The organism is Paenibacillus naphthalenovorans, assembly GCF_900099895.1.
Taxonomy (GTDB): Bacteria; Bacillota; Bacilli; order Paenibacillales; family NBRC-103111; genus Paenibacillus_G; species Paenibacillus_G naphthalenovorans.
Genome location: NZ_FNDY01000053.1, coordinates 1 through 19880, shown reverse-complemented (window position 1 = coordinate 19880; position 19880 = coordinate 1). Strand labels below are relative to the sequence as shown.

Below are 19880 nucleotides of genomic sequence, written 5' to 3'. Positions count from 1 at the left end.
CAAGTGGTTTTTCGTCCTAATTTCGAGAAATTAGTGACATTTGTGCAGCAAAAACCACCGTTTACCAGTTAATGACACGAACTGCATAGATCATATAAAAATTATATCTCTTCCAATAATCACCAATCAATATTTTTAAGCCCGCATTAGAAAAAAGTTGAAACTTTATACGAAATCTAGCGTATTATGTAGTTTGGGGGTTGTATTATTCTCCTGAAGAAATGAAATTCAACCCTATCACAAATAGACATTTTGAGATGAAGAGAGAGGGATCATTATTTCAAGCTCACAACACGAGGGACAAAGTTGGCGGGAAGATATTGCACCTTACGAAAGACCGCATACGAATTACAGTGTATGGCAGATCATCAATACGCTGGGGCCGTTTTTTCTGCTTTGGTACCTTGCTTATTGGAGTCTTTCCATTTCTTATTGGCTTACGCTTGCGGCGGCTGTGGTTGCCGGCGGATTTCTGGTCCGGATTTTCATCATTTTTCACGATTGCTGCCATAAATCCTTTTTCAAAAACCGGATGGCTAATGAAATGGTAGGAACAATAACCGGTATCCTTACCTGCTGCCCCTATTACCAATGGAGACACACTCACACGGTCCATCATGCGACCAGCGGCAACTTGAGTAAGCGTGGAACGGGAGATATTTGGACGCTAACGGTGGCGGAGTATTTGTCCGCGTCATGGCTAAAACGCCTAGTCTATCGTTTGTACCGGAATCCTCTCTTCATGTTTGGGCTCGGCCCGATCTACATTTTCCTCATTGATTATCGTTTTAACCGTAAACGCGCCGGGATGAAGGAACGGATCAATACGTATATCACGAACATCAGCATTGCCGGGCTTGCAGGCTTGCTCTGCTGGACTATTGGGTGGCAGCAGTTTCTCCTTGTTCAAGGCCCGATTTTTCTTGTATCAGGAATAGCCGGAATCTGGCTCTTCTATGTACAGCACCAGTTTGAGGAAGCCTATTATGAAACCGATGAAAATTGGGATTATGTAAAAGCAGCCTTACAAGGCAGTTCGTTCTACAAGCTTCCCAGAGTCCTGCACTGGATAACCGGGAATATCGGTTTTCATCACATTCATCACCTGAGCCCAAGGGTGCCTAACTACTATTTGGAGCGGGCTCATCATTCAAACCACAGATTACAAGATGTACAGACGATCACTTTACGAACCAGCTTGCGGTCCCTTCGTTTCCGAATCTGGGACGAGGACAGCAAGAAATACGTTGGGTTCAGGGATATCAAAGGCTTGTCGGCCAAAGCAAAAAAGTATAGTGCGGAAGCTCACTGATGGATTAGCGATACCGAGTTCTTAGGTATCGCTATTTTTTTTCATAGACTTGTGTTTGTTCACACAATGTTTCATACGAATAGCCCGGTTGAGTCATGCTTTAAAAAATAGAAAGGAATACAATAAAGTTGGAAATCCGCAGGAAAGGGGGAAGCGAGATGGGGAAAATGATGTCGGACGTTATGGAAGAGATGGAGATAACGTTCGAAAGGGCTGGTTCATACAACATTTACATTCATCTGCAGCAAGGGGTGTCTCATATGACGAAGAAGAAGGAGCTAGCTGTGTCATGATGCCCTCCAAGATCTTAAAGCGAGGGATTGTCTTGGGGATGACCATCTTCACTGTTCTTAGTATCGTTTTTTTTCGAATCGATTCAGCGTACAGCTCTGCTCTTACGGAGGGACATTCTCTGCAGCAACGGATTGATGAGACACCAAGCGGCGGGACGGTTAAGCTGCCGGCAGGCATGTATAACGGTCCGGTAACGTTGAATAAACCGATACGGATTATAGCTGATGGCGATGTTCAGCTGAGAAGCGATGCATCGGTGCCGACCATCAGGATACAGGCTGAGGGCGTTGTTTTACAAGGGCTGCGGATTGTACACCATGGCAGGGAGGATACGGCCGCCGTGCTTATTACAGCAAATGGCGCTACCCTCGAAAGTCTGGATATTCAAACCGCTTCCTACGGAATCGTCGTCCGGGACAGCGGTCGTCATGAGATTCTCGATTCCGGCATTCGTTGGACAGGTAGTGACCGGCCGGACGGCGGCAAGCTGTCGGATCGGCGAAACGGCATCGATCTGCTCAACTCCCATGACAACCGAATCGTCGGGAACGTCATCAGCAGCATGAATGACGGCATTTATATGGAAAACAGTCACCGCAATTATATAAACGGCAACCGCTTCGAACACTCCAGATACGGCATTCACAGCATGTACATCGACGGCACGGAGATCAGCGGCAACCAAGGAGCTTTCAACGTTACGGGCGCCATGATCATGGGAGTGAAGGACGCCGTAGTTCGGGATAACACTTTCGTGAAGCAAAGTGAGAACGTCAACTCGCAGGGGCTGCTTTTCTACGATGTTCACACGTCCCGCATATTCAACAATAAGGTTGAGGGCAACCGGGTCGGTCTTTATGTGGAGAAATCGAACCGCAATGAATTTCAGAACAATGACGTTTTGCAAAACTTCGTTGGCGTGCAATTTCTGGAGTCGGAAGGGAATCGTTTCACGGCCAACCGTTTTATCGGCAATGTGATTGAAGCGGAAGCGAACGGGAGCAAGAACAACACCTTTGAAGGAAACTATTGGGAGGCGTTCCGCGGTCTCGATACGAACGGAGACGGATACAGCGATCTTGCTTATGCGATCAATCCGTTTTTTCAAAGATTAACATCGGCAACGCCTGCCTTTCAGCTATTTTTCCAGTCGCCGGGTCTTCTTTTTCTGGAAAGCCTCAATACGGCGGGCAAAGAAGAATGGACGAAAGACAAGGCACCATACCTCAAGCCGGATTTTCGTACCGAGGCTGCCCGTTCTTCCTACCCGGGTTCGTCCGATACGCTTGCGCTGGGGATCATGCTTTTATTTGCGGCAGTGTTCACTATTTATTATTTGGGGGTTAGAAGAGGATGAAAAAAACGGGATTTCTGATCTTTGTACTCATGCTTGTAGCTGTTCTGTCCGGCTGCGGACAACCTAAGTACCAGGCGCAGCCGATTAATGAAGCGACGGATAAATGCACGATTTGCAATATGCAGGTGAAAGACGATGCCTTCGCCGTGCAATTGATCACCAAAGAAGGGAAAACCTATAAATTCGATGATTTGGGCTGCATGAACGAATGGAAGAAGCAAAACGCCGATGCTGAGATCGGTACTCAATTTGTCAGGGATTACAATAACAAAGAATGGATTAAATATGAAGAGGCCACGTATGTGTACGATCCTTCCTTTAAGTCGCCAATGGCCTATGGCATTTATTCATTTAAAGATAAAGCCGAAGCACAGCAATTTATTGACAGTCAAAAAAAGGGCAAGCTAATGTCCGCTGCCGATTTGGCCGCACATTCCTGGGAGCGAAACAAGGGAATGATGGATATGGGAGGAGACCATAACAAAAATGCCCATTCCGAGACAAACGGAGGCATGAGCGGCGGAGATAAAGGAATGCATGGCAAATGAACGTACTTCATATCGCCTTGAGAGAAGTAAAGCTTGGATTCCGTAACCCTTGGGCCTACTCCTTTATGGCCCTTTTTACTCTTTTCAGCTTATCTCTGCTTCTGATTAATACGCAAAATTTCATGCAGGGCTATTCCAGCTCCACGGCTTCCATGCTGAATCTGATTTTGTATTTGCTGCCGCTCATGACGCTGCTGCTCGGCTCATTCTCTCTAACGGCGGAAAAAGAAGAAGGAAGCTGGCAGCTCTTGTCCACGTATCCTCTCACGACGTTTTCGTTCCTGTGGGGTAAATATGTCGGATTAACCTCTGTTCTGATGACCATCGTAGCTTTCGGGTACGGAGTGACGGGCATTATAGGCGCGCTGCTCGGAAACGGTCTGGACGCTGTCACCTTCGGGCTTTTTTTGGCCTTCTCTTTTGGGCTAGTGGTCTTATTCTTAGCGGCTGCGATATGTATAGGTACCGTGGCCAAAAACCGGTGGCAGGCGCTAACGATCGGCGTGGCGATCTGGTTCTTTGCCGTCATAGGCTGGCCCACCTTGCTGGTCGCAGCACTCGGATTGCTGCCTTATCTGTGGATTAAGCCAACTTTGACGGCACTGACGTTGGTAAATCCGGCGGAAATCGTGAGGCTGTTCGTTATCGTTAAGCTCGGGGGAGGCGCGGCGCTGGGACCCGAGTATTACCAATGGGTGAGCTGGATCGGGAAGCCTTCAGGCACATGGGCGTTCATTCTGATATGTACAGCTTGGGTTATCGTATCTGTAAGCCTGGCAAACCTGATTTGGGAGAGGGGGCGCTCGCGTGGGTGAGGACGTATTGAAGCTGAAGGGGATTGGTAAGGATATCGGAGGCCAAACGATTATCCATTCGATCGATATGTCGCTTCGCCAGGGGCAGGTGCTCGCGCTGTGCGGAGGCAATGGCGCAGGGAAAAGCACCCTGCTGCGAATGATTACGGGAATTCTTCAGCCGACCCGCGGCACGATTGAGGTTAACGGTCTTCAATGGCGGCACAACCGCCTGAAATATGCGGAACAAATCGGTTATATGCCGGATGATTATTTATTTGGTCAAGGGCTGTCGGCCGAAGAAACTTTAGCCTTCTGGGCGTCGCTTCGCAAAGTGCCGATGTCCAGGGTCAGGGAAGTTCTTGAGCTCGTGGGATTAATCGAGGTGAGACGCAAATCCGTCTCCTCGTTCTCTAAGGGAATGCGTCAGCGGTTATTGTTCGCGCAAGCCCTGCTCGCCAAGCCGCCTATGCTGATTATGGATGAGCCTACAAACGGTCTTGACCCTTACTGGATGGATTCGTTCGTTGAGCTGGTGAGGTTCGCCAAGCAGGAGGGACATACCGTGGTATTTTCCACACATCAGCTGCAGGTAGCGGAGCTGGCGGCTGATTCCGTCGTATTTTTGAAAAATGGACACATCGTAAAGGAAGAAACGACCGTATCGTTCGGGAGAGCGGCGGGTTCCTCCAGCCTGCAAGCGGCATTTTCGAGCCTGTATGTCCATTCGAACAGGAATCCCGATGAATAAGCAGGAGGGCCCCATGATAACAGCGTGGAGAAAATGGGTCAGCTTTTCCGTCATCGTCCTTATTGTACTGGCCCTGGTATATGCGCTGCTTCAGAACCGCTCCGAATCCTCCTCGTCATTACGGATAGGAAAAATGGCTCCTGATTTCACGGCCACCGCTCTGGACGGAAGCGCAGTGAGCTTGTCCGATTACCGGGGCAAGGGCGTCCTGCTGAATTTCTGGGGTTCGTGGTGCGAACCCTGCGTAAGTGAAATGCCAAGAATGAATACCGCATATCTCAGCGGACTTTCCGGCGTCGTGGTGATTGCCGTCAATGTAGGCGAGTCCAGAGGAAGCGCCGCCGAATTCGTGTCGAAGCACGGGTTAAAGTTCCCTATCCTGCTGGATCCGGGCGGTGAAGCTGCCGGTCGTTACGGGGTCGTCGGATTGCCGGCTACCTTTCTGATCGACGGGGAGGGGCGGCTAAAGAAGATCATCCCCGGCGAATTGCCCCAGTTTGAGGGAATCATGGCGCTGATGAAAGAGGTACAATCTTAATCGCATCGTAATGGTATTTGAGCGGCCGGGCTTGAGCTTCCGACGGCCCGGTCATATAAGCCAATTCAGTTAAGGAGAAATTTGCTGCCCGGCTCTCTTGTTTTCATGAAAAAGATTTGGGACAATAATAAACAGGCTATAAGCCATTCGGCCGCTGAAGCAGAAGAGAGCTGAATTATCGTTTTGAAAAGAGGGCAGGCAATGAATAAAGCATCCATATATGGTTTGACATTGGATCAACTGACGGCATGGCTTATGGAGCACGGCCACAAAAAGTCTCGCGCGGCACAGGTCTGGGATTGGCTGTACAGGAAGCGGGTAACGGACTTCTCAGAAATGACAGATGTCAATAAAGAGTGTATTCAACTATTAGCGGATCATTTTGTCATCCAAACCTTAACCGAACATACCAGGCAGGAATCAGCGGATGGAACGGTCAAGTTTTTGTTCAAGCTAAGCGACGGCAACCTGATTGAAACGGTATTGATGAGACATAAATTCGGTTTGTCGGTTTGCGTCACCACCCAAGTAGGCTGCAATATCGGATGCAGCTTTTGTGCAAGCGGGCTATTGGCCAAAAGCCGCGATCTCTCCGGCGGCGAAATTGTGGAACAGATCATGAAGGTGCAGCTTTATCTGGATCAGGCGAAGCGGGATGAACGAGTGAGCCACGTGGTGGTGATGGGCATTGGCGAGCCGTTTGACAATTTCAAGAACCTGGTGAATTTCTTGACCGTGATTAAAGATCACAAGGGACTGGCGATCGGCCCGAGACATATTACCGTATCGACCAGCGGTCTTGCCGATAAGATTGTCGAATTTACCGATGCCCAGTTGCAGGTGAACCTGGCGATCTCGCTGCATGCGCCAAACAATGAGCTGCGGACGCGGATCATGAAAATTAATCGCGCCGTTCCGATCGAAAAATTAATGCAGTCCATTGATTATTATCTGGAAAGAACGAAACGGCGGATTACGCTGGAGTATATTCTGCTCAAGGATGTAAACGACCGGACGGAGCATGCGCTGGAGCTGGCCGACCTGATCGCACATCGGAGGCAGCTCGTGAATGTGAATTTAATTCCTTACAATCCGGTGGATGAACACAGTCAATATCAGAGAAGCGAGCGGGAATCGATACGGGCGTTTTACGACACACTGAAAAAACAAGGCGTGAGCTGCAGCGTCCGGCTGGAACACGGGACCGATATTGATGCCGCTTGCGGACAGTTAAGGAGCAAACAAATCAAGGCAGGGTAAATAACATGGGGTAAAGTAAATGGGGCCGTCCCATAAGTAGTTTTTAACTACGCAGGGACGGCCCTGTTTTCTTAACTTCTCGTTTCCATACAGAAAAAAAGGTCGAGTAGAGGGCTATACTTGCTCTCTTACTCGACCTTTTTGGTTCATCGCCGCCCACTTTAATAAATATGGTTGCTCGCACTTTCATTTTACCAAGGTTTGGCTCTTTTTGTATCAGATTAGACGATGGTTTATTTTACTACTAAAACGGGAACCGGGGAATGCTGAACGACATTGTGGCTGACACTGCCCAGAAATAATTCCTTCAGCCCGCTGAGCCCTCTGCTTCCTATGACGATCAAATCGCAGCCGGATGTTTTGGCGTAATCGAGAATGGTCTCGGCGGGATAGCCCTTATGTAAAGCTTTGTTCCATTTGTTGGGGATCCCTGCTAAGACCTTTTCAGCTTGCTGCAAGGTTTTACTGCCCTGCTTCATGACCAGCTCAATGATATCCGGAGATGGAATATACTCATAGCCCGTATAAGGAGCGGAAGGAGAGACGACATGCAGCACTAGGATCTCGATTTGCTCATTAAGTTTAGCCAATTCAACGGCTTTAAGCAGTGCCTTCTCCGCTTGATCGGAACCGTCATAAGCGACAAGAATTTTGGAACATAACATAGCATCCACCGCCTTTTTGATTTATACATCGATCATAAATGAAATTCGGCTTTGATCATATGAGAAAAATCACAGATAAGCTATTTTTAGAAAGTCATTTGGTATAATTTCGTATAAATCCTCAAAGGGGTTAACAAAAATAAGGGGGTGGCCGTTGTGAGGAGCATATGGATAACTTTCGGTTTGCTCAGTATTGAGTATCCAAAAGACAGGAAAACGGAAAGCCGCGGAGACCATCATTCTGAAAGACCAAAGGCTATGGATATCCAACATGAATTTGAAGAATGCGAAGATATCGTAACCAGAACATTTCCTCATTTAAACATCACTCTGATATACTTCGATCATCTTACTTTACCACATTTCTGGACAATCCTCTGCAATTAATTATAAAAAATCCTAATAAAAGCGTTGACAAATAGTTTGCATGGCGGGGGCAGCGGCTTAGCCCCAATAAAAGCAATATTGGAACAAGCCGCCAAACGAGGGGACATTCCGGTATTGTCGGAAGAACCAATGGAAAGCGATTGGATAGGAGCCCGCGGTCTGGTCACCGAACACATCAAAGATCATCCGGGGATTCAGGTACCGTTCAGCAAAGCCTATCTGAAGCAAGGGAACCGGCTCTTTCCCATGCTTACAATTGTTTCATAAGCTCCTTCAGCTCAGCCATGCTGCGGGGAGGAATACTTTCCTCACGCACGTGTTCGGGTAAACTGGACCAAACCTGCAGCAACAAAGGCGGTTCCAGACCGAGCGACAGGATCAAGTCTTCCTGTTCAAACACCTCGAAAGGCGTGCCTTCCAGCAAACACTTCCCTTTGTCCATCACCAGGACCCAGTCCGCCCATGCATAGGCCAAATTCATATCGTGCGTGGCCATCACGACAGTGGTGCCTTGGGCATGAATGCGGTCCAATTCCTCCACCAGCCGCTGCTCGGATGAGCGGTCCAGGTAAGCGGTCGGTTCGTCCAGCAGCAGCAGCTCGGGCTTGAGGACCATCACGCCGGCCAGGGCGACACGCTTTTTTTGACCGAGGCTTAAGTGATGAATAGGTGTATTAGCCAAATGCTCCAGACCCATGGTACCAAGAATATGTTGGATGCGCCGGATCATCTCATGCTCGGGTACCCCGGCATTGCGAAGACCGTAGGAAATATCTTCATACGGCGTACTCAAAATCAACTGCTGTTCCGGGTCCTGGAACACCAGTCCGACTTGCTGCCGCAGCTTTTTGAGATCATCCGCACGATAGGACATGGGAGCGCCTTTCCAGTGCATCCTTCCGGAAGCCGGGCGGTGAATGCCGACCGCATGCAGGAACAAGGTCGATTTGCCCGACCCGTTATGGCCGCAAATGGCAGTTTTCTTGCCTTCGGGCAGGCTCATGGTCAAGCCCTGAAGCGCTTCGGCTTGAGTTCCCGGGTAGCTGTAGCGTACATCGTAAGCCTCCATAATGGATTTCACAGCATTTCCCCCCAGCGAAGCCACAGCTCGATTAGCAGTAATAAAATCACTCCGATACGGCTTTCCCATATATAACGAAAGGGCAGGGGAGCGGCTTGAACCGGCGCCATTTGAATGCTGTCGGCAAAGCCTCTGGTTACCAAGCCCTGCGAAAGCCCTTGGTACCGATGCATCGACTTGCCGAACAACCGGACGATCAGGACTGCCGTATCGTTCAGCCTGCGGTAGAAGCCGGTCTGGCCGCCGCGGGCTCTCTGAGCCGTATACATCTGTTGTGCCGTATCCGAAAGTACGAAGAGAAAGCGGTACATGATTATCATCAATTCCAGCACCAGAGAAGGTACACGCCATTTTTTCATCACCTGAAACAGCTCGGACATAGGCGTCGTCAGCATGACAAAGGCCAGGCAGGATAAGCATGCGATGATCCGGGCCAGCAAGCTGCCCGCTTCGTAAATGCCCGCTTCTGTAACATAAGACGTCCACCGCGCAAACGTAAAGAGGATCATTCCATCGGGCGAAACCGGGCCGGCGGATGTAAACTCGATGACAATAGCCGGCAGACTGGCCGCATAAAACAGGCAGGAGGCTCCGATCAGCAGGCTGTACGCTTTGACGGGAATCCGGGCGTACAAGGTTATCCAGACGAACAGCCAGCCGACGATCATCATCTGGGTCACAGGATGGGACAAATAAGACAGCACCATCAGAACGGCTGCGAATCCGCTTTTCCACATCGGGGAAACGGAGCGCAGCCTGTTGGTGTAAGAAAATGTATCGATCAGCTTGATCATGTGGTTTTGGATTTGGAGGCTCTACCCTTGAACCATCCGAAGGCAAAGCCGATAAAACCGGCGCCAATGGCGGCCTGCAGCGCAAACAGCATGCTTTCGGTCTCTGCCGGAGGCTCCATCAGCGGAGCAAACCAGGGTTCATAAGCAGGATGAATCTCGGTGATCATTTCTTCAGCGACACCGTCTGCTCCGCCGAATTCGCCGTTGACGAACAGGAGCGGAAGAACAGCCAACAAGACGACGGCAATCAGGATGAGAAGGTTCGTTTTCCGATGGGACATGAGAGTTATGCTCCTTTCATTTTACGCTGTAAAATCGATAATTCTTCCGAACTGTTGGCTTTCAGCCAGTTCCAGATCAGTACCGTAAGAAGTCCTTCGCTGATGGCCAAAGGGATTTGAGTGATCGCAAAAATGCCCCCGAATTTTACGAATGAAGCCAAAATGCCGCCGCTCTCTGCCGGGAACGCCAATGCCAGTTGAATGGAAGTGACGACATACGTAGACAGGTTGGCCAGCGCCGCCGCCGTAAAGATCGACAGCGTTTGTTTTCCCGTCGATTTGATCATCCACCGGTAAGCGGCATAACCGATCATGGGGCCGGCAACAGCCATAGAGAAGGCGTTGGCTCCAAGAGTGGTCAACCCGCCATGGGCAAGCAGCAGAGCTTGAAACAGCAGGACGATGGAGCCCAGCACGCTCATGGGCAGCGGTCCGAACATGACAGCGCCGAGACCTGTTCCCGTCGGATGCGAGCTGCTTCCCGTCACGGAAGGAATTTTCAGCGCCGACAGAACGAGGATGAAAGCACCGGCTACTCCCAGCATAATTTTTAGCTCCGGTGTTTCTCTCGTAATTCTCATCAAGGACCGCAGCCCGAGAATGAAGAACGGAATAAACACGGCCCACCAGAAGATCGCCCATCCGTAGGGAAGAAAGCCTTCCATAATATGCATGGCATAGGCGGACTGAGGATCGCTGACAGTCAGGTACAGGGTAAATCCGGAGACCAACAACAGTGTGCTTATTGCTTTTTTAGAAATCATTGTACATTTCCTCCCTGGCAAATCGTTGTAAAACTCAAAAAAACCAATCCTGCAGGATTGGTTAGGGGTACGCATCAATAGACGACAAGATCAGCCTGGCGTGATCGTCGCTTTTATCGTTCGTACACCACTCCTTTCCTCGAAGGCCTTGGGGTGCATAAATCAGGTAGGTCTCCTGGCTCTCGGATCGTCGTGTTCTCCCGTCTTCCCCGATGGATGATCGAGTGACATGCTGGGAGAAACTCCCCGAATACAGTGGCGGGACCGCTCGGGATTTGCACCCGATTCCCTGTTACCCTTTGCTGTCGCAAAGGCACCTGATTCAGTATGTATGCAATTCGTTTGCGTCAATCCATGCTACTTGCCCGTTGGCGGTCGTCGCATTGCATTATGTAACATGAATTTATTGAACTATAACACGAATGAGGTGACTTTGTCTATCAAAATCCTCATCCGAATGCAAGATTCGGCCTGTGATTCATTCGGCGTCATCCAGAGCCGCTTTTTTCATAAGATCAACCCCAGTGATATGTATTGGTTATAGTTACCCTCTAAACGAAACGCTAAGGCTGTAAATTGCAAAAGAGCGGCGGCTTAAAGTTAAGAAATCGTTTAGCTTTTGTTTACCTTTTATTTATATTGCTTCTGTATACTTCATTATGGGTACTAGAAGAAAATAGTACTATCCAGCAAATGAAAACCCCTTAAAATAATGAAGTAAGTAAGATATGTTAGGGATGATCTGTTTATGGAAATAAAGGATCGCATATCATTTTTAAAGAAACACGAAAATGACTGCTACAGCATTTGTTATTATTTATTGCAAAGTGAAAAGATGGCCTGCGAGGCTGCCAAAAAAGCATTGTACAGCTTGAGCAGATGCGACTCATTCTTTGCCGAGAATACTCAAGCCGTACGTGAACTGGTGCGTAAAGAAGCGATGAAATCGGCCCTGCAGTTGAAGAAAGAGCAGGCCGATCTGCTGCTGTTATGATGAACAGTCATTTGCATCATTGGGGCTGTCCCATAAGTAGTTTTTAACTACGCAGGGACGGCCCTGTTTTCTTAACTTTTCGTTACCAAACTGAAAAGATCGAGTAGAGGGCTATACTTGCTCTCTTACTCGACCTTTTTGGTTCATCGTCGCCCAGAAGAGAAGAAGATCCGCAGGTGGGCGGCTGCCGTGTTTTTCAACGGCAGGCTGCCCTTTATACTGCACGGCTACTGTTCCAGGCAGGGCTTGTCCAATGGAAAATATTCCAGAAATTTTTTCGATGTGGTCGAAAGGTACCGTCCCTTCAACCAGATGATGGCGGAAGGCCTTGACATAATGGAAGGTTCTATGATCTCTTTGAATTGAAGCCCTGCATTCGGAATGAGGTTCATAGCGGATTGGGGGACGATGGTAATGCCTACATCATGATTGGCCCAGGTTAGCAGCGTCATGATGTCGTTGCTTTCACAGATGATTTTGGGTTCGAATCCGGCTTCCCGGCAGGCGTCTTCCACCAGATCCATGATGTACATCCGATGATGATACATCGAGGTGCCCTGCTGTCTTCGGAGCAGCATCAGCGGCTTGTTTTCCAGATCGGACAGCTTTACGTACGGTTGATTATCCCCAATGTTCCAATGGCGGCTCATGGCTGCAACGAGAGGCTCCGCAGGCAGGTTGATCATATTGAACATTCCGTTATCGACGGGCAGTCTGACGATGCCGAGCTCAATAATCCGATTCTCGAGCAATTCCATCACCCGATTGGGGTCCCCCTCCCATACCTGGAAGCGCACCTCCGGATACCGCTTTTGAAAATCATGAATTCGTTCCGGTAAAAGCTTGGCGCCCAGAGAAGCAATCGTGCCGATGGCTAACGTTCCCCGCACTCCCTCGCTCAATTCCTTGATTTCTTCCATGGTACCGTTTACAAGTTCGAGTATTATTTTTGCCCGGTCGTACAGTAATTTTCCAGCCTCGGTGGTCGTGAGCCTGCGCGTATTTCTCTCCAGCAGCGTGACACCCATTTCGGTTTCCAGCAGTTTCAGCTGCTGGCTCAGCGGCGGTTGCGCGATGTGTAAGCGTCTTGCGGCTTGCGAGATCTTGCCTTCCTCGACAATGGCAAGGAAGTATCGGAGTTGTCGAATATCCATAGCGGCACGCCCTTTTGCTTTAAGTCGTTGTTGATACGCGGTTTCCTGCATGTTTATATCTATTGCATATAAATCCTTAACGAAATGGATATTTTTCTTATAATTTTTTATTTGTTATCTTTAATTTATAAGTTTAAGGGAAGGAGGGCAAGCAAAAATTTCGGATGTACTCATTATTTTGAAAGCGGTTACTAAATGTTCGCCTTTCAGGGGATGGGGTTGGTGGAATAAGCAAGCACAATGTAAACCAAGAAAAATGTAAGCCCTTTAATTTTTCGATGAGGTGAGAAAATGAGAACAAACCAATGGATTCTGCTTATATTGTTAAGCCTTGGTATGATTTTGTCAGGTTGCGGTTCGACTGCAGATTCTTCCCAGAACGGCAGCAAAGCCGAACCTTCCGAAAACCCCTCCGCCAATGCTCAACCTTCGAATGCTCCGAAGTCTCTTGATAAACCGGTAAGCATCAAAATCGGATATCCGACGCAAGGCGCGTCCATGCTTCCCTTGTGGATCGCCAAGGACACTGGAATTTTTGAAAAATATGGGGTAAAAGCGGACCTGATTTATATCGCGGGAACTCCAAAGGTTCAGGAAACCTTGAACAGCGGAGCGATTCAAGTAGGATTAACCGGGGTCGATCCGGTAGGAAAAGCCAAGGCAGCCGGAGTGGATTCCGTGATCCTGTCTGCCGTTTCCGATCGGACCGTACTTTATATCTATGGCCAAAAGTCAGCCGAAAAAGCCAATATTGCCAAAGACCTGAAAGGCAAAACCATGATTACGGCGGCAGAGGGTTCGCTATATGACCACTTGGCGAAATTTTTTATCAAGGAAAACGGATTGACACCAAAAACGGACGTCAAGCTGCTGAATATGGGCGGCGAGGGTGACCGTACAGCGGCTTTCTTGAAAGGCGAAGGAGCGTTTTATGTAGCGGCGCCTCCGACGTCATTCAAAATGGATGAGATGGGCTATCCCCAATTGTACGACTTTAAAGATAAAGAAGTGCTCAATTCAGGTGTGGTGATGTTAAAGGACTATTATGACAAAAATCCTGAGCTGGCGAATGCGGTTGTAGCTTCGTTGATTGAAGCCAATGCTTACATTGTTAACCATAAAGAGGCCGCCATTAAATCGATTAGCAAATGGACCGGAATTGACGATCCGGCTTTAGCGCAGAAAACCTATGATGTCAATGTGGGCACGCTTCCCAAAAAGCCTTATGTATCGGATAAGTCCGTGCAGTTCTTTTTAGACAACTCGGATAGCGAGGCTGTCAGAACGATGAAGCCGTCGGATATCGTCGATAACAGCCTGGTCAAAGCATTGGATGAGTCCGGCTGGATCGACAGCCTGTATAAGAAATAGCTGTTTTCCCGGAAAACAGGCAAGGAGGAGTGCACATGACCGCATTAGCCAAGCTGCATACGGATAATGTATCCATTACCTATCCGCTTAAGAATGGAGAAGAAATTACGGCCGTATCCGGCTTCAACATGACCGTGAATGAAGGCGAGTTTGTATGCATTGTCGGGCCCAGCGGCTGCGGGAAATCAACAATGCTTGGCGCCATTGCCGGCATACAGCATGTCAGTGACGGAAAGATCTATTTGAACGGTCAGCCCATCAAGGGAACCGGACGGGATCGCGGCGTCGTTTTTCAGCAGGCATCGCTGTTTCCATGGCGTACCTCTTTGGAAAATGTGGTTTACGGCCTCGAGTTAGCCGGTGTACCCAAAAACGAACGCATGGCCAAGGGAAGGGAACTGTTGAAGCTGGTAGGCCTGGAAGCGTTTGAACATCATTATCCGAACCAGCTGTCGGGAGGCATGCAGCAGAGGGTCAACGTAGCCAGAGCGCTTGCCATAGAACCCAGCCTGATGCTGTTAGATGAGCCTTTGGGTGCCTTGGACGCGCAAACCCGCGAATTTATGCAGCTGGAGCTGCTTCGGATTTGGAAAGAGACGAAACAAACGATCATCTTTGTGACGCATGATATTGGCGAAGCCGTGTATTTGTCGGACCGCGTCGTTGTGATGACCGCAAGACCGGGAACCGTTTGCGAGACGGTAGATATTCATCTTCCTCGCCCTCGTCCTTTAGAGATCAAAAGAAGTCCTGAATTTTTGGAATACGAAAAGCACATTTGGGGACTTATCGTATCGGAAAAGGAAAGGGAAAAGCAGCGGATGAAGATCATCACTTTGTAACCAAAGGAGGAAAACCCATTGAACAGCATAAAGATAAGGGAAAGCGCTTCCGAATCCTATGGCTCTATGAAACCGCCGGACAGGAATACACGATCCGAGGCTCAAGACAACCGCAAGGTCGGACCCGGGAAGCGCAAACGTTCAGACGGATTCCTGTTGAATCATATCGGGGCCATGACGGTCGTCGTTGTTCTTGCTGTTTGGGAAATGCTGTACCGTAGCGGTGTGATCAACCCGATTTTCCTAAGCTCGCCGATTCGAATCATAAAAGTCGGCTATCAATTGACGCAAAGCGGAGTTTTGCTCGATAATCTGCTTTTTACGCTGGGCAACTTCTTTGTCGGATTTGGGCTGGCGGCTGTTCTAGGCATATTCGTCGGACTGCTTATGGGATGGTACCGGCCTCTGGGTAAAGCGCTCGATCCCTTTTTGACGGCGATGCTGGGTACACCGCGTATTGTGCTGCTGCCCTTGATCACGCTTTGGGTGGGAGTAGGCTTTTCCAGCAAGGTTCTCGTTGTGTTTATCGCAGGGGTATTTCCGATCATTCTGAATACCATGACCGGCGTGCGGAATCTGGATCCGAACCTGACCCGGGTGGCCGGGTGCTTCGGCGCTTCCGCCATTCAGACCTTTATTACGGTTGCTCTTCCCGGCTCGCTGCCGCAAATTGTTTCCGGTCTCAGAGTCGGTATCGGTCAATCGCTTGTTGGAGTCATCGCCGCCGAAATGTTTGTCTCGACAGGCGGGATCGGTTATTTTGTAGCGCAGTCCTCGGCTAACTTTAATATCGATCGCGTATTTGTGGGGATTATCGTGATTGTTATGATGGGTATGGCCATCACCAGCTCGGTCAAGCTGCTGGAGACGCGTTTATTGAAGCATCGAATGGATTAATTCAACCAAAAACGAATAGAGGAGCGAATGTCATGCTGCAAGGAAAACCGAATTTTACAACTCCACCCCTTATTGAAAAATATCCTCCGCGCTGCCCGCCGTTTGTAGAGGTAAAAAGCGTGGATGATTTACTTCCTTATCTGGATGAGGTGGCTAAACGTCCATACAGTCAGGGACTTCATGCCGCATGGGATTTGCAGCCGGGCGAACGCGTGTTGCTGCGTGCGGATAACTGGCATGATCCTATGGTTATTGAAGCTTGCAAACGGATACTCGAAAAATATAACACCAAGTATGAAGTTGTAATGGCGGACAAAGGTCCGATTCCAACATGGAAGGGACATAACGAAGTAGAGTACTATTTGGCCCGGACGAAGGAGCTGGCCGAATGGATGGACGAATGGGAGCAGATCGAGAAGGAAGGCAAGTATGACAAGCTCCTCTGGGGTTATGGCGGTCCCGTCTTGTGCGACGCGAACATCAAAATCCAGCGGATGCCATTCATTACGCCTGAGCTCACCGCGACTCCGGCGCATACGATTGCCTATGAAATTATCGATGCCATCGACAAATGGACATGGGACAGGATCCGAAACGCCAGGAGAATCCGTATTACGGATCCGGAAGGCACCGATTTGAGCTATACCAATCATGACGCCTATTATGACAGCAAACGCGAGTTTTTCAATCCCGATCTGGTCGACAGGTTCTGGTCGCAAAACAAGAATTTCGGGAAAACGTATCTCCCGGGGCATGTTCTGGGCAGACCATGGATGTATCTTCCGAAGGAAGATGCAAGCGGTGTCATTGCGGGCACGAGCAACCATATCGGTCCGGTTCCTTGGGTCCAATTGAAAGTGGAGGACGGCAGGATTACCGACATCCATGAAGGCGGGGAATTCGGAGACAAGCTTCGCAAGCTGCAGGATGAAACCCGTCATCTTCAGTACCCCGGTTTTCCGGACAAAGGACTTCTTCGTTGGTGGGAAGCGTCCATAGGTACGAACCCTCATATTCACCGTCCGAGAAGAGGGTTTCTCCAGGGCTGGCTGAACTGCCTCTATGAACGCATGCGCAGCGGCGTTATTCATATGGGCTTTGGAACGATTATTTCAAGCTCGACGGAACGTGAAGCGGCCAAAATGGGGCTGCCTGTCGGACACTGGCATCTGCATCTCTACTTTGCGACAATGACGTGCGAAATGGTCGGAGGAGGAACCGAAACCATCATTCAGGACGGACGCCTGATGGCGCTGGATGATCCGGACATTCGCAACATTGCCGCTAAATACGGCGATCCGGACCTGCTGCTGACCGAATCCTGGATTCCGGCCGTACCGGGAATTAACGTGGCCGGCGATTACTGGAAGCATTACGCCAACGATCCGGAGGATTGGGTGCTTGCGGAGCTGAAAATCTGCGAGAACTATCATCATTTGTTCATGAGCATGGTTGGTGCTGATCCCAAGTATTGCAACAATCCGCTCTGGAAGCTGCCGCATTCCCATGACGCTTGCTCCTGCGGACATCATCACGGCTGAACGGAATAAATCGGACAGCTTGGGTTCAGGAGCTGTCCGATTCACGATTGACCACAATCCCATCAGGACAGGAAAGAGGGATGCCGTATGAATATCATCATTCAAGTACTTGTATTTTCCATTCTCATTGCTCTGACAGCAGTAACCTACCTGACCGTGTTAAGTATCCGGCAAAAGCTGTCCTGCACGACCGGCATGATGGCTGCCATGCTCATTGGCTCGATGACAGGACTCATTACAGGTACCGTACTTGGAGCCGATCAGAGCTTTTCCATCAACTGTATGCTTGCCATGATCGTTGGGGTGGGCGGCGGGGTGATGCTGGGAATGCCATTCCATGCGATGGCCGTCCTGGACGGGCTCATGGCCGGAGTCATGAGCGGGATGATGGGGGCGATGCTTGGCTCTATGCTGTCTCCCGACTTCTTGCTTCCCATGAGCTTTTTCTTAACGCTGCTTTTTGTCATCGCTGTGCTCCTTCTCCATCGGATCATGAAGCAGGAAGCGGGAATTTTACAAGGAACTGAACCCAATAGGGAAAAGATGAAAACCGGATCCATTCTTACCGTTTGTGTTACCATCGTTTTGTTTTCTCTAGTGATCATGGGTTCGTCTTATAAGGATCAGCCCAAAGCCCCGGAGGAACCGCATGTGCACACCGGGCATCACAAGATGTCCGAATAAGTCATGCCAAGGACAGCTCACAAGCAGGCTTAGCCCTCTGTGAGCCAGTGCCGAAGCTGCTCACTGACGGTTAATCGGCCGCTTGCCGTCCGGACAGGTCCGAAGAACGGTATAAGCTCCCGGGCGGTTAAAGGTTCCGGGCGATCGATCCAACCGGCCAGATGGGCCAAGGCTCCCAGCAGGCGTTCGGGCGGAACCTGCGCACTTCGCAGTGCAGCAAGCGTAAGCGCACTGTCGCGCTTGGACAGACGCCGGCCGCTTGCATCGACCAGCAGGGGAACATGGGCAAAATCCGGTGCCCGGAGTCCCAGCGCTTCGTAGAGTGCCAGCTGTCTTGGCGTCGAGTCAAGCAGATCGGCCCCGCGCAGCACGTCGGTGATGCCCATGGCGGCATCGTCGACCGTCACGGCGAGCTGGTAGCTGAACATGCCGTCGGCGCGCTTGACGACAAAGTCGCTGAGCGCTTCGCCCGCGCAGGTTTGCGGCCCGGCTACCGCATCGTAGAACCGCAGCTCGTGCGGCGGCATGATGAACCGCAGGGCAGGCGTTTTCTTCGCGGCTCTTGCCTGCCGCTCCGCGGGCGAAAGCGAACGGCATAAACCGGGATAGGCGGCGCCTTCGGATGCCAGCCCATGAGGCGCGCTGCCGATCGCCGCCAGCTCGCTGCGGCTGCAATAGCACGGGTACAGCCGTCCGGCTTGCTGCAGCTGCTCAAGCGCCTCCTCGTAAAGGGATTCACGCCGGCTTTGCTCATAAGGCGCGCAGGGACCGCCGACGCGCGGGCCTTCATCCCAATCGATGCCCAGCCAAAGCAGGTCGTCCTGAAGCTGCTCGGCGTAGGCGGGACGGGAGCGGGCTTTATCGATGTCTTCGATGCGCAGCACAAATTCTCCTCCGGCTTGGCGCATTTGCAGCCATGCGGCGAGGGCGGTGAAGGCATTGCCGATATGAAGCAGTCCGGATGGAGTTGGTGCGAAACGTCCGCGGCGGGTCATACTCTCACGCTCCTTGAAGAATACAAAAAAGAGCAGACATGTCGTTCTGCTCGGTGTTCTTTAGGCTATGTAAGATGATATGGGATGTAAATTCATGGCGGAGCCGACGGGATACTCTCGTTTCACTCGAGACTGCGAAGCAGTGCTAACGAGGTTAAAGCTCCGACGAACCCCCTCGGGTTCTCATCCTTTACAGGATGTAAATTCATGGCGGAGCCGACGGGATTCGAACCCGCGATCTCCTGCGTGACAGGCAGGCATGTTAGGCCTCTACACCACGGCTCCACACATTAGCAATGTTGTGTCTCGGACACAAACAGTATAATAACATGAATCGATGCGGTCTGACAAGCTCTTTGTTGATCGAATCGATTTTACCGTGTTCAACCGTATGAAAAAGGCTGCGGATTCATGTGGAACTTTTTTCCTCCTTCCTTCGTTAAAACTTATATGGCAGGAATAGGTAAACGTATATTTATAACATGACCTATGCAGTTCGTGGTAAGACCTGGTAAAGTTCTGGTCTGGGTGTAACCCAAAGAAGCATTAAATAATGCTCTGGCCAAAACAATTCAA

22 protein-coding genes, 1 tRNA gene and 1 riboswitch are annotated in these 19880 nt (G+C 50.0%); of the genes, 15 read left to right on the top strand and 8 right to left on the bottom strand.

What is annotated here, in order from left to right; all coding sequences use genetic code 11:
* Positions 1-277: 277 nt before the first annotated feature.
* The 8 genes from desA to rlmN all read left to right on the top strand — a co-directional run bounded on the left by desA (position 278) and on the right by rlmN (position 6854).
* Positions 278-1312, top strand: a complete 1035-nt coding sequence (gene desA / locus BLT35_RS25165; protein WP_062406549.1) for a Delta(5) desaturase DesA — start codon at positions 278-280, stop codon at positions 1310-1312.
* Between the two features lie 158 nt (positions 1313-1470).
* Positions 1471-1605, top strand: a complete 135-nt coding sequence (locus BLT35_RS27840; protein ID WP_302848200.1) for a hypothetical protein — start codon at positions 1471-1473, stop codon at positions 1603-1605.
* Positions 1602-2963 (top strand): right-handed parallel beta-helix repeat-containing protein, encoded by a 1362-nt coding sequence (locus tag BLT35_RS25160; RefSeq protein ID WP_254777669.1) that lies wholly within the window; start codon positions 1602-1604, stop codon positions 2961-2963. The genes BLT35_RS27840 and BLT35_RS25160 overlap by 4 nt, the downstream gene beginning before the upstream one ends.
* Positions 2960-3511 carry a nitrous oxide reductase accessory protein NosL gene (locus BLT35_RS25155; RefSeq protein WP_074730121.1) on the top strand — a complete coding sequence of 184 codons (552 nt, stop codon included), beginning with the start codon at positions 2960-2962 and terminating at the stop codon, positions 3509-3511. Before BLT35_RS25160 ends, BLT35_RS25155 begins: the two co-directional genes overlap by 4 nt.
* Complete coding sequence (locus BLT35_RS25150; protein WP_074730120.1) at positions 3508-4326, top strand: ABC transporter permease; 819 nt, start codon at positions 3508-3510, stop codon at positions 4324-4326. The genes BLT35_RS25155 and BLT35_RS25150 overlap by 4 nt, the downstream gene beginning before the upstream one ends.
* Positions 4319-5056 (top strand): ABC transporter ATP-binding protein, encoded by a 738-nt coding sequence (locus BLT35_RS25145; protein WP_074730119.1) that lies wholly within the window; start codon positions 4319-4321, stop codon positions 5054-5056. Before BLT35_RS25150 ends, BLT35_RS25145 begins: the two co-directional genes overlap by 8 nt.
* Before the next feature lie 13 nt (positions 5057-5069).
* The gene (locus tag BLT35_RS25140; RefSeq protein WP_083351420.1) at positions 5070-5594 is read left to right on the top strand and encodes a redoxin domain-containing protein; all 525 of its coding nucleotides are present in this window, start codon (positions 5070-5072) and stop codon (positions 5592-5594) included.
* Between the two features lie 201 nt (positions 5595-5795).
* On the top strand, positions 5796-6854 hold the full coding sequence (gene rlmN, locus BLT35_RS25135) for a dual-specificity RNA methyltransferase RlmN (protein ID WP_054819280.1): 1059 nt from the start codon (positions 5796-5798) through the stop codon (positions 6852-6854).
* 233 nt (positions 6855-7087) lie between these two features.
* Here rlmN and BLT35_RS25130 read toward each other — a convergent pair whose 3' ends face one another.
* Positions 7088-7519 (bottom strand): universal stress protein, encoded by a 432-nt coding sequence (locus tag BLT35_RS25130; protein ID WP_054819794.1) that lies wholly within the window; start codon positions 7517-7519, stop codon positions 7088-7090.
* A 411-nt stretch (positions 7520-7930) separates the two neighbouring features.
* Between BLT35_RS25130 and BLT35_RS27405 the strand changes: the two genes are divergently transcribed.
* Positions 7931-8173 carry a ferredoxin reductase domain-containing protein gene (locus BLT35_RS27405; RefSeq protein WP_217634755.1) on the top strand — a complete coding sequence of 81 codons (243 nt, stop codon included), beginning with the start codon at positions 7931-7933 and terminating at the stop codon, positions 8171-8173.
* On the opposite strand, the gene BLT35_RS25115 is transcribed toward BLT35_RS27405, so the two are convergent.
* Genes BLT35_RS25115 through BLT35_RS25100 form a run of 4 tightly spaced genes read right to left on the bottom strand, consistent with a single transcriptional unit; the run spans position 8157 to position 10826 of the window.
* A complete protein-coding gene (locus BLT35_RS25115; RefSeq protein ID WP_139170874.1) occupies positions 8157-8987 on the bottom strand; it encodes an energy-coupling factor ABC transporter ATP-binding protein in 831 nt (276 codons plus the stop codon). The two genes, BLT35_RS27405 and BLT35_RS25115, sit on opposite strands and share 17 nt — an antisense overlap.
* Complete coding sequence (gene cbiQ, locus BLT35_RS25110) at positions 8984-9781, bottom strand: cobalt ECF transporter T component CbiQ (RefSeq protein WP_074730115.1); 798 nt, start codon at positions 9779-9781, stop codon at positions 8984-8986. The genes BLT35_RS25115 and cbiQ overlap by 4 nt, the downstream gene beginning before the upstream one ends.
* A complete protein-coding gene (locus tag BLT35_RS25105; protein ID WP_074730114.1) occupies positions 9778-10062 on the bottom strand; it encodes an energy-coupling factor ABC transporter substrate-binding protein in 285 nt (94 codons plus the stop codon). Before BLT35_RS25105 ends, cbiQ begins: the two co-directional genes overlap by 4 nt.
* Before the next feature lie 5 nt (positions 10063-10067).
* Positions 10068-10826: an energy-coupling factor ABC transporter permease gene (locus BLT35_RS25100; protein WP_074730113.1), complete on the bottom strand. Its 759-nt coding sequence runs from the start codon at positions 10824-10826 to the stop codon at positions 10068-10070.
* 148 nt (positions 10827-10974) lie between these two features.
* A riboswitch (cobalamin riboswitch) is annotated at positions 10975-11162 on the bottom strand.
* A 412-nt stretch (positions 11163-11574) separates the two neighbouring features.
* Between BLT35_RS25100 and BLT35_RS25095 the strand changes: the two genes are divergently transcribed.
* Complete coding sequence (locus BLT35_RS25095) at positions 11575-11820, top strand: hypothetical protein (RefSeq protein WP_074730112.1); 246 nt, start codon at positions 11575-11577, stop codon at positions 11818-11820.
* A gap of 227 nt (positions 11821-12047) precedes the next feature.
* Here the strand turns inward: BLT35_RS25095 and BLT35_RS25090 are convergent, their stop codons facing one another.
* Positions 12048-13025, bottom strand: coding sequence for a LysR family transcriptional regulator (locus BLT35_RS25090; protein WP_217634754.1), 978 nt, complete (start codon positions 13023-13025; stop codon positions 12048-12050).
* Positions 13026-13265: 240 nt separating this feature from the next.
* Here BLT35_RS25090 and BLT35_RS25085 point away from each other — a divergent pair, with 240 nt between their 5' ends.
* The 5 genes from BLT35_RS25085 (at position 13266) to BLT35_RS25065 (ending at position 18309) form a co-directional block, all read left to right on the top strand.
* Positions 13266-14345 carry an ABC transporter substrate-binding protein gene (locus BLT35_RS25085; protein ID WP_074730111.1) on the top strand — a complete coding sequence of 360 codons (1080 nt, stop codon included), beginning with the start codon at positions 13266-13268 and terminating at the stop codon, positions 14343-14345.
* Between the two features lie 35 nt (positions 14346-14380).
* Positions 14381-15187: an ABC transporter ATP-binding protein gene (locus tag BLT35_RS25080; RefSeq protein WP_074730110.1), complete on the top strand. Its 807-nt coding sequence runs from the start codon at positions 14381-14383 to the stop codon at positions 15185-15187.
* 18 nt (positions 15188-15205) lie between these two features.
* Entirely contained in the window at positions 15206-16084 is an 879-nt protein-coding gene (locus tag BLT35_RS25075) for an ABC transporter permease (protein ID WP_054819782.1), read from the top strand.
* A gap of 32 nt (positions 16085-16116) precedes the next feature.
* Entirely contained in the window at positions 16117-17625 is a 1509-nt protein-coding gene (locus BLT35_RS25070; RefSeq protein ID WP_074730109.1) for a hypothetical protein, read from the top strand.
* Positions 17626-17712: 87 nt separating this feature from the next.
* Positions 17713-18309 carry a hypothetical protein gene (locus BLT35_RS25065; RefSeq protein WP_074730108.1) on the top strand — a complete coding sequence of 199 codons (597 nt, stop codon included), beginning with the start codon at positions 17713-17715 and terminating at the stop codon, positions 18307-18309.
* Positions 18310-18338: 29 nt separating this feature from the next.
* Here BLT35_RS25065 and gluQRS read toward each other — a convergent pair whose 3' ends face one another.
* Together gluQRS and BLT35_RS25055 are read right to left on the bottom strand one after the other, a co-directional pair.
* A complete protein-coding gene (gene gluQRS / locus BLT35_RS25060; protein ID WP_074730107.1) occupies positions 18339-19304 on the bottom strand; it encodes a tRNA glutamyl-Q(34) synthetase GluQRS in 966 nt (321 codons plus the stop codon).
* A gap of 208 nt (positions 19305-19512) precedes the next feature.
* Positions 19513-19589: transfer RNA gene (locus BLT35_RS25055), tRNA-Asp, on the bottom strand.
* Between the last annotated feature and the right edge of the window lie 291 nt (positions 19590-19880).

Coding starts and splice junctions, on each gene's coding strand:
- BLT35_RS27840 (WP_302848200.1), top strand. CDS start 1,471: ATGGGGAAAATGATGTCGGACGTTATGGAAGAGATGGAGATAACGTTC.
- BLT35_RS25160 (WP_254777669.1), top strand. CDS start 1,602: ATGATGCCCTCCAAGATCTTAAAGCGAGGGATTGTCTTGGGGATGACC.
- BLT35_RS25155 (WP_074730121.1), top strand. CDS start 2,960: ATGAAAAAAACGGGATTTCTGATCTTTGTACTCATGCTTGTAGCTGTT.
- BLT35_RS25150 (WP_074730120.1), top strand. CDS start 3,508: ATGAACGTACTTCATATCGCCTTGAGAGAAGTAAAGCTTGGATTCCGT.
- BLT35_RS25140 (WP_083351420.1), top strand. CDS start 5,070: ATGATAACAGCGTGGAGAAAATGGGTCAGCTTTTCCGTCATCGTCCTT.
- rlmN (WP_054819280.1), top strand. CDS start 5,796: ATGAATAAAGCATCCATATATGGTTTGACATTGGATCAACTGACGGCA.
- BLT35_RS25130 (WP_054819794.1), bottom strand. CDS start 7,519: ATGTTATGTTCCAAAATTCTTGTCGCTTATGACGGTTCCGATCAAGCG.
- cbiQ (WP_074730115.1), bottom strand. CDS start 9,781: ATGATCAAGCTGATCGATACATTTTCTTACACCAACAGGCTGCGCTCC.
- BLT35_RS25105 (WP_074730114.1), bottom strand. CDS start 10,062: ATGTCCCATCGGAAAACGAACCTTCTCATCCTGATTGCCGTCGTCTTG.
- BLT35_RS25100 (WP_074730113.1), bottom strand. CDS start 10,826: ATGATTTCTAAAAAAGCAATAAGCACACTGTTGTTGGTCTCCGGATTT.
- BLT35_RS25095 (WP_074730112.1), top strand. CDS start 11,575: ATGGAAATAAAGGATCGCATATCATTTTTAAAGAAACACGAAAATGAC.
- BLT35_RS25090 (WP_217634754.1), bottom strand. CDS start 13,025: ATGCAGGAAACCGCGTATCAACAACGACTTAAAGCAAAAGGGCGTGCC.
- BLT35_RS25085 (WP_074730111.1), top strand. CDS start 13,266: ATGAGAACAAACCAATGGATTCTGCTTATATTGTTAAGCCTTGGTATG.
- BLT35_RS25080 (WP_074730110.1), top strand. CDS start 14,381: ATGACCGCATTAGCCAAGCTGCATACGGATAATGTATCCATTACCTAT.
- BLT35_RS25070 (WP_074730109.1), top strand. CDS start 16,117: ATGCTGCAAGGAAAACCGAATTTTACAACTCCACCCCTTATTGAAAAA.
- BLT35_RS25065 (WP_074730108.1), top strand. CDS start 17,713: ATGAATATCATCATTCAAGTACTTGTATTTTCCATTCTCATTGCTCTG.
- gluQRS (WP_074730107.1), bottom strand. CDS start 19,304: ATGACCCGCCGCGGACGTTTCGCACCAACTCCATCCGGACTGCTTCAT.